General features: G+C 65.5%; 14 protein-coding genes and 1 pseudogene. 9 read left to right on the forward strand and 6 right to left on the reverse strand.

Annotation, left to right across the window (positions count from 1 at the left end; translation table 11 throughout):
* The first annotated feature begins 90 nt into the window (after positions 1-90).
* Both PHP91_RS07105 and PHP91_RS07110 read left to right on the forward strand, forming a co-directional pair.
* Positions 91-1344, forward strand: coding sequence for a glycosyltransferase (locus PHP91_RS07105; protein WP_300138967.1), 1254 nt, complete (start codon positions 91-93; stop codon positions 1342-1344).
* 8 nt (positions 1345-1352) lie between these two features.
* Positions 1353-1904: a peptidylprolyl isomerase gene (locus tag PHP91_RS07110; RefSeq protein WP_300138970.1), complete on the forward strand. Its 552-nt coding sequence runs from the start codon at positions 1353-1355 to the stop codon at positions 1902-1904.
* 54 nt (positions 1905-1958) lie between these two features.
* Here the strand turns inward: PHP91_RS07110 and PHP91_RS07115 are convergent, their stop codons facing one another.
* Positions 1959-3860: an AMP-binding protein gene (locus PHP91_RS07115; protein ID WP_300138972.1), complete on the reverse strand. Its 1902-nt coding sequence runs from the start codon at positions 3858-3860 to the stop codon at positions 1959-1961.
* 151 nt (positions 3861-4011) lie between these two features.
* Entirely contained in the window at positions 4012-4632 is a 621-nt protein-coding gene (locus tag PHP91_RS07120) for a D-sedoheptulose 7-phosphate isomerase (protein WP_300138974.1), read from the reverse strand.
* Positions 4633-4831: 199 nt separating this feature from the next.
* Between PHP91_RS07120 and purU the strand changes: the two genes are divergently transcribed.
* Positions 4832-5713 carry a formyltetrahydrofolate deformylase gene (purU, locus tag PHP91_RS07125; protein ID WP_300138977.1) on the forward strand — a complete coding sequence of 294 codons (882 nt, stop codon included), beginning with the start codon at positions 4832-4834 and terminating at the stop codon, positions 5711-5713.
* A gap of 77 nt (positions 5714-5790) precedes the next feature.
* Here purU and PHP91_RS07130 read toward each other — a convergent pair whose 3' ends face one another.
* Both PHP91_RS07130 and PHP91_RS07135 read right to left on the reverse strand, forming a co-directional pair.
* Complete coding sequence (locus tag PHP91_RS07130) at positions 5791-7479, reverse strand: hypothetical protein (protein ID WP_300138980.1); 1689 nt, start codon at positions 7477-7479, stop codon at positions 5791-5793.
* An 81-nt stretch (positions 7480-7560) separates the two neighbouring features.
* Positions 7561-8460 carry an HD domain-containing protein gene (locus PHP91_RS07135; protein ID WP_300138983.1) on the reverse strand — a complete coding sequence of 300 codons (900 nt, stop codon included), beginning with the start codon at positions 8458-8460 and terminating at the stop codon, positions 7561-7563.
* Positions 8461-8582: 122 nt separating this feature from the next.
* Between PHP91_RS07135 and PHP91_RS07140 the strand changes: the two are divergent.
* A pseudogene (locus tag PHP91_RS07140) lies at positions 8583-8651 on the forward strand (zinc-ribbon domain-containing protein); the annotation flags it as partial.
* 18 nt (positions 8652-8669) lie between these two features.
* On the forward strand, positions 8670-8891 hold the full coding sequence (locus tag PHP91_RS07145) for a hypothetical protein (protein ID WP_300139004.1): 222 nt from the start codon (positions 8670-8672) through the stop codon (positions 8889-8891).
* A 6-nt stretch (positions 8892-8897) separates the two neighbouring features.
* On the opposite strand, the gene PHP91_RS07150 is transcribed toward PHP91_RS07145, so the two are convergent.
* Both PHP91_RS07150 and PHP91_RS07155 read right to left on the reverse strand, forming a co-directional pair.
* Entirely contained in the window at positions 8898-9404 is a 507-nt protein-coding gene (locus PHP91_RS07150; RefSeq protein ID WP_300138986.1) for a hypothetical protein, read from the reverse strand.
* Between the two features lie 11 nt (positions 9405-9415).
* Positions 9416-9622: a DNA-binding protein gene (locus PHP91_RS07155; protein WP_300138989.1), complete on the reverse strand. Its 207-nt coding sequence runs from the start codon at positions 9620-9622 to the stop codon at positions 9416-9418.
* Positions 9623-9786: 164 nt separating this feature from the next.
* On the opposite strand from PHP91_RS07155, the gene PHP91_RS07160 reads away from it, so the two are divergent.
* From PHP91_RS07160 to PHP91_RS07175, 4 genes are all read left to right on the forward strand, one after another.
* Positions 9787-10482 (forward strand): FadR/GntR family transcriptional regulator, encoded by a 696-nt coding sequence (locus tag PHP91_RS07160; RefSeq protein ID WP_300138992.1) that lies wholly within the window; start codon positions 9787-9789, stop codon positions 10480-10482.
* Positions 10483-10492: 10 nt separating this feature from the next.
* Complete coding sequence (locus PHP91_RS07165; protein WP_300138995.1) at positions 10493-11509, forward strand: alpha-hydroxy-acid oxidizing protein; 1017 nt, start codon at positions 10493-10495, stop codon at positions 11507-11509.
* 41 nt (positions 11510-11550) lie between these two features.
* Entirely contained in the window at positions 11551-12351 is an 801-nt protein-coding gene (locus PHP91_RS07170) for a sulfite exporter TauE/SafE family protein (RefSeq protein ID WP_300138998.1), read from the forward strand.
* 98 nt (positions 12352-12449) lie between these two features.
* Positions 12450-13050: hypothetical protein (locus PHP91_RS07175; RefSeq protein ID WP_300139001.1), on the forward strand; the 601-nt coding region annotated here is incomplete at its 3' end.

Raw genomic sequence — 13050 nt, forward strand, 5'->3', positions numbered from 1 at the left:
GCAATCCGTCGGCGGCGGTTATCAAATCCGGGTATCGAACAACTCCGGCGGGCCAGTGAGCCGCCGGTCAGCCCGCTGCACGGAACCGCCATGCGACTGCTCGTCACCCACAACAACTTCCCCGCCCAGTTTCGCCACGTCTGCGAATATCTCGGCCGCTCGCCCGGCAACAAGGTGGTCTTCGCCACCAAGAACCCGCGCAAGGAATGGGTCATTCCCGGCGTGGACAAGCTGATCTTCACCCCGGACGGCCAGCGGAGCGAGAACGACTACGGCCCCGGCCGCACCTTCGACGAGGCCACCCGCCACGGCGTCGGTCTGCTCCGGGCCCTCGTCGCCCTCAAGAAGAAGGGGTTCGTGCCCGACGTCATCCTCGGCCACTCCGGCTGGGGCCAGACCCTGTTTCTGCAGGAGGTCTACCCGGACACGCCGTTCATCGGCTACTTCGAGTGGTACTACAACGCCAGGGGACGCGAGGCGACCTTCGACAAACGGGAGAAGAGCGAATTCGACAACTCCCTGCTCCGCCTGCGCAACACCGCCATCCTGCACGACCTGGTCTCCTGCCGGGCGGGCCTCTCGCCCACCAACTGGCAGCGCTCCCAGTTCCCGGTGGAGTTCCAGTCCAAGATCGTCCAGGCCCACGACGGCATCAACACCCGCTATTTCGCCCCGTACGGCGAGGGGCTCCCGCCCCTGGACAAGCTCGACATCCCGGGCGTGGACCTGACCGGGGCCAAGGAGCTGGTCACCTACTGCTCACGCGGGCTGGAGCCCTACCGGGGCTTCCCCCAGTTCTACGACGCCCTGCCCGCCATCCTGGCCGAGCGGCCGGACTGCCACGTCCTCATCGTGGGCGACGACCGCGTCTGCTACAGCCAGAAGCTGCCGGACGGGCAGAGCTACAAGCAGCAGGCCGTCGAACGGACCAAGGTGGACGAGAAGCGCGTCCATTTCTGCGGCGCGCTGCCCTACGGCAAATACAAGGAGGTGCTCCTCGCCTCCTCTGTCCACGTCTACCTGACCTGGCCCTTCGTCCTCTCCTGGTCCTTCCTGGAGGCCATGTCCTGCGGCTGCCTGCTGGTCGGCTCCAACACCGACCCCGTCCGCGAGGTTCTGGTCCACAAGGAGAACGGCCTGCTGACCGACTTCCACGACCCGCGGAAGATCGCCGGGAGCGTCATCTACGCCCTCAAGCACCAGGACAGGCTGGCCGGGCTGCGGCAAAACGCGCGCCGGACCGTGCTGGACCGATACTGCCTGAGCAAATGCCTGCCGCTGCACCTGCGGCTCCTCAACGACGTGGCCCAGGACGGGCCGCGCAAACTCCTCAAACAACCATAGGACACCCCATGAAATCGCTGCTCAAGACCCTGCTCGCCACCCTGGCCGTGCTCGTGCTCACCGCCCTGCCGAGCCGGGCGGCCGACCTGGACAACATTCTGCTCATGGACCTCAAGGACGGGCAGGTCGCCATCATGCTGCTGCCCGAAGTCGCGCCGAAGCATGTGGCCCGCATCAAGGAACTGGTGCGGACGGGCTTCTACGACGGCCTCTACTTCCACCGCGTCATCCCCGGCTTCATGGCCCAGGGCGGCGACCCCGAGGGCACCGGACGCGGCGGCTCGGGCAAGAACATCCCGGCCGAGTTCAGCAACGTGCCCTTCAAGCGCGGCACCTGCGGCATGGCCCGCGCCCAGGACCCGGACAGCGCGGACAGCCAGTTCTTCATCTGCTTCGACGCCGCCCCGTTCCTGGACGGCAAGTACACGGTCTGGGGCCGCGTCGTCAGCGGCATGCAGTTCGTGGACAAGATCAAGAAGGGCGCGGGCCAGTCGGGCCAGGTGCCCTACCCGCCGGACAAGATCCTGCGCATGCGCATAGCGGCCGACGTGAAGAAGTAACGAAAAAGGCGCGCTCCCCGGAGCGCGCCTCTGTTTTTTCCTCTGTCCGCCGGACTAATTGTCCAGATAGACGAATCGCTTGATCTTGTGGGTGGGCGTCTTGTCGAAGGGCTCAACCTGCTCGCGCACGCGGGCCACCCTGGCGAAGGAGGAGACCTTGGCGTTGACTTCCTTGCGCACCTCCTCCAGCACGGCCTCGACCTTCTTGCGCACGTCGGACTCGATCATTCCGTTGACCCCGAAGGCCTCGTCCAGGGCGTCGTAGTTGAGATGGATGCGGGCGCAGACCTGGCCCTCGGCCTCGTAGACCAGGGATTCTCCCACGTAGGCGTGCTCGTTGATGATGGACTCGATCTCCTCGGGATAGATGTTCTCCCCGCTGGGACCGATGATGACGTTCTTGAGCCTCCCCTTGATGTAGAGGAAGCCGTCGTCGTCGAACACGCCGAGATCGCCGGTGCGAAGCCAGCCGTCCTCGGTGAAGGTCGCCTCCGTGTCCTTGGGCGCCTTGTAGTATTCGCGCATGATGTTCGGCCCCTTGGCCAGAATCTCGCCTTCGCCCGTCGCCGGGTCGGGGTCGGCGATCATCAGCTCCACGCCGGGCACGGGCGGGCCGATGGCCCGGAACCGCTGGCGGTCCTGGCTGACCCCGGCGAGCAGCGGCGCCGCTTCGGTCATGCCGTAGCCGATGGCGTAGGGCACGCCGGAATCGGCCAGGAAGGACTCCACCTCGGGCGAGATGGCCGCCCCGCCGATGCACAGGCAGCGTATCTCGCCGCCAAAGGCCTCCATGAGCTTCCTGCCGGCGATGCGCGACGCCTTGCGCCGGGCCGGGCCCAGCTTGAGCACCGCGCCGACGATGCCTTTGGCGTCCAGCTTGGGCTTGATGCGCTTCTTGTAAATTTTCTCGATGATGAGCGGCACCACGTTCATGACCGTGGGCCTGACCCGCTCCATGGCGGGCAGCAGGCTCTTGGGCGTGGGCGGCTTTTGCAGGAAAGAGACGGACGAGCCGCACATGATCGGAATGATGAGCCCCACGGTGCACTCGTAGGTGTGGGACATGGGGAGCACGGACAGGAAGCGGTCGGTGGCTAAGACCGGGATGGTGCGCACGCCCGATACCGCGTTGGAGACCAGGTTGCCGTGGGTCAGGACCACGCCCTTGGAATGGCCCGTGGTGCCCGAGGTGTAGAGGATCACGGCGACGCTGTCCGAAGTGAGCTGAAATTCCTTTTCCTTCTTCCCGTCCGGCTTGGCGAAGCGGCTGCTCAGCCTGTCGAACCGTTCGCCCATGGACTCGCTCAGCTTGTCGAGCCGCTCGCCCATGGACCCGCTCAGCTTGTCGATCCGCTCGCCCATGGACTCGCCCAGCTTGTCCAGCTTGCCGCTGATGGTCTGGCCGAAGCGGTCGTTCAGTTCGTCCAGGGCCCGCCCCACCTTGCTGTCGATGAGCTTCTTGGCCGACTCGCTGAAGTGCTCGAACCGCTCGCGAGCGGCCTCAAGGGCTTCGTCGAAGCTGGTCTTGGGCGCGTCCTCGTTGACGATGGAGAAGTCGTCCATGACCATGACGGTCTTCAGGTGGGGCAGCCCCTCGCCCTCGACCTTCTCCATGTAGCGGTTGGAGGCCACGGCCAGCTTGGCCTCGGAGTGGCGCAGGATGTGGAGCACGGCGCTGGCGTGGAATTCCTGCAGGATGGGCACTGCGATGGCCCCCATGGAGGTGACGGCGAAATAGGTCACCGCCCAGTGGGGCATGTTCTCGCCGATGATGGCCACCTTGTCGCCCGGCCGGACGCCGTGCCCGCACATGAGGGTGGCCACGTCGCGGACCATTTCCAGAAAACGGGCGTAGGTGATGGGCTGGCCGCCCACGAAGCTCAGGGCCACGCGGTCGGCATGGGCGGCCACCGAGCCTTCCAGCAGTTGCTTCAGGGTTGATGGTTGGTCGGTCACGGGTTCCTCCGAAACGAAATTCGCGCCGGGCGCGCCCCTCCATACCATTTCCCGCCCAGGGGTCAAGCCCGTGAGAGGAAGGTGCGGCGGCTGGCAAGGGAAACGCCCCTCCCGGCCCGGGCCGGACGGGGCGTGGTGTCGCTTCCCGCCGCTACGCGTCCTGCGGCAGGAAGGGGGTCAGTTCGGACACGGCCTCGAACAGGAAATGGTCCACCAGGTGGCAGAGCATGTGCCCGGCCGCGATGTGGATTTCCTGGATGACCGGGGTGTCGGACGAGGGCACGGTGACCAGGAAGTCGGACACGGTGGCCATCTCGCCGCCGGTCTGGCCGGAGAAGCCCACGGTGACGATGTCGGCCCGGCGCGCCTCGCGCATGGCCCGGATGACGTTGGCGCTGGCGCCCGAGGTGGACAGCCCGAGCAGGATGTCGCCTGGACGACCCAGGGCCTGAAGCTGCTTGGAGAACACTTCCTCGAAGCTGTAGTCGTTGCCGATGGCGGTCAGGGCCGAGGTGTCGGTGGTCAGGGCCAGGCCGGGCAGCGGCGGCCGCTCAAGCTTGAACCGGTTGGTGAACTCCGCGGCCAGGTGCTGGCTGTCCGCCGCGCTGCCGCCATTGCCGCAGAACATGACCTTGCCGCCGCTGGCCAGGCACACGGCCATGGTCCGGGCTATCTCCACGATCAGCGGCCCCTTGGCGTCGAAAAACGCCTTGCGCGCGGCCAGCCCGGCGCTGGCGTGGTCCATTACTTTTTTCAGAGCGGCTTCCGACATTCGTTCTCCTTATCGACACCCGTTCGGTGTGGCAAAAGACCCTATAGGAAACCGTGCCCGTGCGCAACGGGCTTGCGCGGCGGGGCGGGAGGAAAAAGGCTTTTGTTCGGCCGCGATTTGCGGTACAGCCCTTGGCTGCGCCGGACGGGCAACTCCCCGCCCGGCGAACCTTTTTCCCTTCAGACAGGCAAGACAAATCATGACCAATTCCAAGGAAAGCACCGTCCGGCTGCTCATCACCTGCCCGGACCAGCCCGGCATCGTGGCCGCCGTCTCCGGCTTCCTGCACCGCAAGAACGCCAACATCATCCACTCCGACCAGCACTCCACCGATCCCGAGGGCGGCCGCTTCTTCATGCGCAACGAGTTCTACCTGCCCGGCCTGGACATGGCGGGCCTGGAGGGGCTGCGCCGGGAGTTCACCGACGAGGTGACCAACGGCTTCGTCATGGACTGGAGCCTCAACCCGGTCTGGGTGCCCAAGAAGATGGTCGTCCTCTGCTCCAAGGTGGACCACGCCCTGATGGAGCTGCTCTGGCGCTCGAAGCGCGGCGACCTGGAGACCGAGGTGTCCATGGTCATCTCCAACCACCCTGACCTGCGCGCCGACGTGGAGCACTTCGGCGTACCCTTCCACCATGTGCCCGTGGGGCCGTCCCTGCGCGACAAGGTCCACGCCGAGGACCGCATGTTCGAGCTCATGGAGGGCAATTCCGACCTCATCGTCCTCGCCCGCTACATGCAGATCCTGACCTCGGATTTCGTCTCCCGCTTCCCCAACCGGATCATCAACATCCATCACTCCTTCCTGCCCGCCTTCGTCGGGGCCGATCCCTACCGCCGGGCCTACGAGCGCGGCGTCAAGCTCATCGGCGCCACTGCCCACTACGTCACCGCGCAACTGGACGAGGGCCCGATCATCGAGCAGGACGTCATCCGCGTCACCCACAGCCACACCGTGGATGATCTGAAGCGGCTGGGCGGCGACATAGAACGCCACGTCCTGGCCCGGGCCGTGAAGTGGCACCTGGAGGACCGGGTCATCGTGGACGGCAACAAGACCATCGTCTTCCGCCGCTGACCGGCCGACCGAAAGGAAACCAAGAAGCCCCGCGTCCAACCGGACGCGGGGCTTCTTTTCGGCGAAATTCCGACGCGTCAGGACTCTGCCGGGGCGTCCTTCGCCCGGGACGGGGCGGACGCGGGTTCCGGAGCGGGCTGGGCGGACGCGGCCGACGGGGGCCCGGCTTCGGCCTTCCGGCCCTTGGCCACGCCGTACTTGGCCAGAATCTCGGCAATGCGCGCGGTCAGGTTGGTGGTGGACCGGGCCACCAGCTCCAGGTTGATGAGGACCATGATGTCCACCCGGAAGATGGCCTCCTTCCACAGCGCGGTGACCCCCTTCTGCAGCTCCGGCTCCAGGCTGAGCATGTTCAGAGTCCCGGCCAACTGCTTGGCGGTCTTGGGCTTGAAGAGCAGCGTGCCTTCGCGGGTGGTGTCGTTGCCGAAGAGCTGCTTCTTGCGGATGCGGGTCATGTGCGGCAGGGCGTCCACGGCCGCCTCGGCTACGCGCCGGGCCCGGCCGCTGCGCACCTGAATCTTGCCGCCCTCCTCGCGCCCGGCCTCCTTGAGGATCTGGATGGTCTGGTTCTCCATGAGGAAGAAGAGCAGCATCTCCAGGGTGGGGAGGCTGAAATCCCTGGCCAGGGGCGCGATGTTGGCGATCTGGTCGGGCACGAACTCCTCCAGCGCCCGATAGAGATGGTCGCTGGTCATGCCGATGGCGATGGCCGCGCCCACGCCCAGGGCCACCACCTGGTCCATGAGGAACTTGAACCGGGCGTTCTCCTTCTCCGCCTCCTCGGGGTCACGCCGATCCATGGCGGCGGGGTCCGCCTTGTGGGCCCGCGCCTCAAGCATCCGCTCCTGGTACCGGCTCTCGAAGGTCTCGGCCACCGGGTCGATGCAGGTGATGCGCGCCGCCTGCTGGAACTCCTTGGGCGCGATGGCGTCCGCCCCGGCCAGGGAGCCGAGCCCCTTCTGGAGCAGGGTCTGGACGAACTTGGCCCGGCGGCGGTTGTCGAACTCCGTGCGGCTGGCCACGTAGGCCTTCTGGATGCGCGTCTTCTCGATGTTCTGGGTGGTCGGGTTGAGCTTGGCCAGGATGTCGTCGAACAGGAAGCGGATGACCAGGAAGTTCCGCTCCTTGGAGATGTCGAACTTGCCGCCGTCCAGGATTTCCCGGTGCGCCTCCTTGACCCGGTTGGTGAAGAACTGCTCCACCATGGCCTTCCAGAAGCGTTGGTCCAGCGGCAGCTTCTCGATAAGGGCGCTGTACTCCTTGAGGGCGTTCTGGCCCAGGTAGCGCAGGACGATCTCCTCGAAGTTGTCCGTGATGAGCGCCATGGCGAAGACGATGCCCTGCACGCACTTGAGCAGCAGGGTCTCGACGTTGGTCAGGCCGGACAGGAGCTCCTCGGTCCGCGCCTTGTCGCCCACCCGGGCCGCCTTTTCGTAGTGGGCCAGCAGGACGATGAAGCCGCCGATCTGCTTGTGGATGTATTCGTAGCCGGGATGGCCGGTGCGGCCGCAGAGCAGGTCGACCACGGTCTTCTGCTGCGCCTTGAGCAGGGGGAATTCGTTGATGTTGCCGTGGTTGACGTTGATGAACTCCAGCAGCAGCTCGCGTTCCATGACCTCTCGCAGGGAGGACCGCTCCTTGAGGGAGCGCAGCTTCCGCTGGTAGGCGGCGAATCGCTGCTCCCGGTCGAGTTTAGGCCCGCTGGGAGCCGGTACGGACTGGGTCATCGGGTCGTGGTCCTTGTCTGTGGTGGAAGGTCGGCCCACACCTTACGCCAAGTTCCGACGCATTGCAAAACCCTGTTTTGCGGCGGGAGGTTGCCCTCTCCCGCCCGGGGAGAGGACCGGCTAGGCCGCGAGGACGATGGGGTGGCCCTGGCGGTCGAGCCTGCGCCGCAGCCCCGTGGCGTACTGTTCGCCATACTCTTGCAGCAGATCGGCCAGGTATTCCATGTTCCGGTCCACGGCCTCGGCGTATAAATCCCGGCCCACGCCGTGGCGCTCGCGGAAGTGGACGGCCATGGAGGCCGCCACGTTGGAGAGCCGGTTGCGCATCTTGGAGCGCATGAAGGAGTAGAAGCCCAGAGTCTTCATGAACAGGTCGTACTCGCTGGAGAACTCCGTGATGCCCGCCTCGGAGAACTCCAGGAAGAGCAGCGGCAGCTTCTCCAGGTAGATGTCGTCCGACATCTGGGCCAGGATGTCCGCCGTGCCGAGCACATGGCCCGCCAGCATGGTCTCCAGGTTGGAAAAGACGATGGTGTCCGGCGACAGTGCCGGGTCCGTGCACAGGATCATGCATTCCAGGTCCATGAAGTCGCCCATGCTGAAATCGCCGGTCCGCGCATAGTCTTCGAACAGGTCGATGCCGCGCTGGACGTGGCTGGCGGTGAACCGGGCGCCCGGCCCCGGCTCGTCGCTGCGGCGGATGTAGCCCGCGTCGTGGAACAGGGCGGCGCACAAGCACAGGGAGACGGTGCGCTCCGAAAGGGGCTGCCGCCCCATGTGCACCCCGTGCAGCAACCGGGCCGTGGCCAACAGGACGCCCAAGGTGTGCGACCAGTCGTGATAGGGCGTGTCGCACGCCTCGAATCCCGGCTTTTTCCCGGAAAAAAGGAGCTCGATCTCACGGAGCACCTTTGCATACATGGAAAAATCGAAGTCCGGGAACATGCAGCCGATGGTGGTGCGGACCTCCTGGTCAACGGCCTCCGTCTGCTTGATGTACAGGTGGATGGTCTTTTGCATCTGGGGGTGGACCTCATCTGAGTAATGATTATCAGGGCGTGTTTTCCATAGAATCGCCACCCCGTCAACCCCATCGGAAGGACTTCCTTGACCGGGCAAAAGGAAAAGGCAATAAAAACGACGTGATCACCTGTACGCGATGCGGGAAAAAAAATGACGATGCGAGCCGGTTCTGCGAGCGGTGCGGACGGAAACTCCAGTCGTCGCTCATGGCGGGGAGCCAGGCGGGACTCGACCGTCCATCCGACCCCCTTCTCCGCCGCGACGACGCGGGCAACCCGAGGCTCCCCCTCGGCCGCATGGTCGAGGCCTGGGCCTACGTGATCGTGCTCGCGGCGGTGGCCTCGGCTTGCGCCTGGAAGGAGGTCTGGTGGCCCCTCTACCCCGCCGTGGGAATCATCGGGCTGGTGGCCTGGCTCAGGAAAATCTGACCGGGACTACTGCTTCGGCCCGGCGGGCGCGGTGGCGTTGCCCGCCTCCAGCGCGTTGCGCAGGTCTTCTTCCAGCAACTCGGGAATGGGACGATCCCAGAACTTCTCGTCCATCTTCTCGTCCACGGTCTTCTCCGAACAGCAGACGATGCGCTCCGAGCTCGGGCAGTCGGGCACGGAATAATCCACCACCGCGCACTTGGACACGCTGTCGAAATGATACGGAATGCTGCGGGTTGCGGTCTGGTAGTCCTTGCCCTGCACCCGGATCATGTCCTTGTACACGCCCACGAAGAAGCGGGCCTTGCGGTTGGCGTAGAACACCGTGAACAGATAGACGTTGTCCCGGACCCTTGCCACGTAGTCCACGTTTTCGGGCCGCTTGCACAGCACGCGGGCCACGATCTGCCTGCCCAGGCAGATGTCCATGTCCATGTAGTCCGAGGCCGGGGCCGGCTGCGCCAGGAGGACCAGGGCCGCCAGGCCGAGAATGAGACTCGCTATGCTTCGCATGTCGCCACCGTCTAGTTCAGGTCGAGGAATAGCTGGAACCCGTCGGGCTCCCGCGTCTCACACTTCTCCTTGCACCCGCAGCACCGGTAGTGCCCGTCCTTCAGGTACCACTCGGCCTTCCAGGAGCAGTCGCAATTGAAATATTCGTACACCGAGGCGTCCACCGCGCCGCGATAGCGCGCGTAGCCTTCGCTTTTCAGTCTCTGCTTGTATGTCATCGTCACTTTTGTTCCGAATGTATAGGGCTGGTCTACACCGGGCCGGGAATTTTTGCAAAACGCAAGTGGGCCTCGCCGGTTTCCACCCCGCGATTACCTCTTGACCACTGGGGGTGATTGGTCTAACAGGTCAATTGGTCCAACCAATCGCAGCGAGGCAGACAATGGAAATAAAACCGGTCAACCGAAAATCCGTCTACGAGGACATCGTGGCCCAGATTCGCGACATGATCGACCGCGGCGAACTGGCCGTGGGCGACAAGCTGCCGCCCGAGCGGCGGCTGGCGGAGTTGTTCTCGGTCTCGCGCAACACGGTGCGCGAAGCCATCCGCTCCCTGGCCGAACAGGGGCTGGTGGAAAGCCGACAGGGGGCCGGGACCTTCATCAGCCAGGCGGACTCCAGGGATTTCGCCGCCACCTTCGCCGGAGCCATCCTGCGCGGGCAACCGGAGTTACGGGAAATCTTCGAGATCCGCAAGATCGTGGAGCCGGAAATCGCGGGCATGGCGGCGCGCAACGCCTCGCCCGGCGACATCACCCGGATGGAGGCCATCCTGGCCGACCAGGAACGAAGCGTGGCCAAAGGCGAGAGCACCAGCCGACACGACCTGGAGCTGCACGCCACCCTGGCCGAGGCTTCGGGCAACTCCGTCATGCGGGCCATGGTCCGGGTCCTGCACGACGAACTCTACGAGAGCCGTTCGGCCGGGCTCCAGTCGCCCACCCGGCAGCAGGCGTCGCTGGCCGCCCACAGGGCCATCGTCCAGGCCGTGAAGCACGGGCATGTGCTCCAGGCGGAAAAGGCCATGCGCGAACATTTGGAAGAAGTTTCAACCATCGTCTTCAACAAGAAGGGATAAGGAGATCACAGTGAAGGACATTCGCGACAACGCTCGGAAACTGATGCAGGGATTCTGCCGCGTGTGCAAGGTTTGCGACGGCAGGGCATGCGCGGGCGAGGTGCCCGGCATGGGCGGCCTGGGCACGGCCGCCTCGTTCCAGAACAACGTCACCGCCCTGGCGGCCGTGAAGCTGAACATGCGCCTGCTGCACGGCAATTCCGAACCCGACACCTCCACCAACGTCCTGGGCCTCGACCTGGACATGCCGGTCATGGCCGCGCCCATCGGCGGCGTGTCCTTCAACATGGGCGGCAAGATCAGCGAGGAGGAATACACCGACGCCGTGGTCGGCGGCTGCAAGGACAGCGGCGTCATCGGCTGCACCGGCGACGGCGTGCCCCCGTTCATCCACGAGGCGGGCTTCAAGGCCATCGCCGACGCGGACGGACGCGGCATCCCCTTCATCAAGCCCTGGGAAGGGGCCGAGCTTGATGAAAAGCTCGAAAAGGCCCGGGCCACCGGCTGCACATGCTTCGGCATGGACGTGGACGCCGCCGGGCTCATCACCCTCAAGCAGATGGGCCGTCCCGTCGCGCCCAAGCCGGTCGCCGAACTCAAGGCCCTCATCGCCAAGGTTCATTCCTGGAACGCCAGGTTCATCCTCAAGGGCGTCATGACCCCGGACGAGGCGCGCCTGGCCGTGGAGGCCGGAGCCGACGGCATCGTGGTCTCCAACCACGGCGGCCGAGTTCTCGACCACACCCCCGGCACAGCCGAGGTCCTGCCCGCCGTGGCCGCCGAGGCCAAGGGCGAGACCGCCATCCTGGTGGACGGCGGCGTGCGCACCGGCACCGACGTGCTCAAGCTCATCGCCCTGGGCGCGGACGCAGTGCTCATCGGCCGCCCCATCTCCGTGGCCGCCGTGGGAGGGCTGCGCACGGGCGTCTCCACCTACCTCGGGACCATCAAGGGCCAGCTCAAGGGCGCCATGGTCCTGACCGGCTGCGGCTCCATCGCCGACATCACCGGACGCGTCGTCTTCTAACAAAAAAACCGCCCGCCTTTCGCGGCGGGCAGGAAACGAACATGATCACCACCTATCTCCTCTACATGTGCCTCGGCGCCTTCGCAGGCGTGCTGGCCGGGCTGCTCGGCATCGGCGGCGGCCTGGTCATCGTCCCCATGCTCAACATCGCCTTCGAGATGCAGCACTTCCCGGACGTGCACATCCAGCACATAGCGCTCGGCACGTCCATGGCCACCATCATCTTCACGTCCATCTCGTCCATGCGCGCCCACCACAAACGCGGCGCCATCAACTACAAGGCCTTCTGGAGGCTCGCTCCCGGCATCATCCTCGGCACCTACCTCGGCGCCTGGCTCGCCTCGATCCTGTCCACCATGGTCCTCAAAATCGTCTTCGGCCTCTTCCTCTACTACGTGGCCACCAAAATGCTGACCGGCAAGAAGACCGAAGGGTCCCGCGACCTGCCCGGCTCGCCCGGCATGATCGGCGCGGGCACCGGCATCGGCGTCTTCTCCGCCCTGGTCGGCATCGGCGGCGGCACCCTGACCGTGCCCTTCCTCTCCTGGTGCAACCAGACCATGCACACCGCCATCGGCACCGCCGCGGCCGTGGGCCTGCCCATCGCCCTGGCGGGCACCGCGGGCTACATCGTCCACGGCATCGGCGTGGAGGGCATCCCCGGCCCGCACATCGGCTATGTCTACCTCCCGGCCTTCCTGGGCATCATCGTCATGAGCGTGCTCACCGCCCCCTACGGGGCCAAGCTCGCCCACTCCCTGCCCGTGGCCAAGCTCAAGCGCATCTTCGCCATCCTGCTCTTCCTGGTGGCCACCCGGATGCTCTGGAGCGCCCTCTTCTAACACCATTGCAACGCGGACTTGGGCCGCCCCCCCTCAACGGGAGGGGGACGGCCCGTCCGTATTGCCTCCGCCCCCGCGACGTGATAACCCCCGCCCCCATGAGCTACCTCAAGGAATTCCAGGCGGCCCTGAGCCGCACCCGGCAATGGGACATCGGCGACGTCACCCAGCCCGACACCCTCTTTCCCATCGACCGCGCCGTCCTCAACGCCCTGGAGGAAACCGGGCACATCCCCTTCCCCCTGCGCGCAGCCCAGGTCCTCTCGGTCAACTTCGGCATGTTCCACATGCTCGCCAAGAAATTCCACATCCCCAACGCCGTCATCACCATGGGCAACGTCTCCGTGGACGGCCGCATGCTCCTGCCCGCCACCATCGACGACTTCCGGCACATGCTCAAACACCGGAACGGCGAAGATACCCTCGGCAGCTACCACATCTGGACCACCCTGCCCGGAGGCGTCATCCTCGACCACGCCATCCTCTCCACCCTGCACGGCGAAGGACTGGCCCAAATCGACCACGCCGTCCCCGCCGAACGCTACCTCTACGCACCCGGCGATGACCTGCCCCACCACCTCGCCTACCACCCCATGGTCGCAGGCCTCGAATTCTTCGTCGCCTCGGGCACCATCGACCCCGAAGCCATGGAATACCTCATGGGCGCACGCTTCCCGAAAAGATCGGAAGAGCACACGT

This window comes from Pseudodesulfovibrio sp., assembly GCF_028692895.1.
In the GTDB taxonomy this organism is placed as follows: Bacteria; Desulfobacterota; Desulfovibrionia; order Desulfovibrionales; family Desulfovibrionaceae; genus Pseudodesulfovibrio.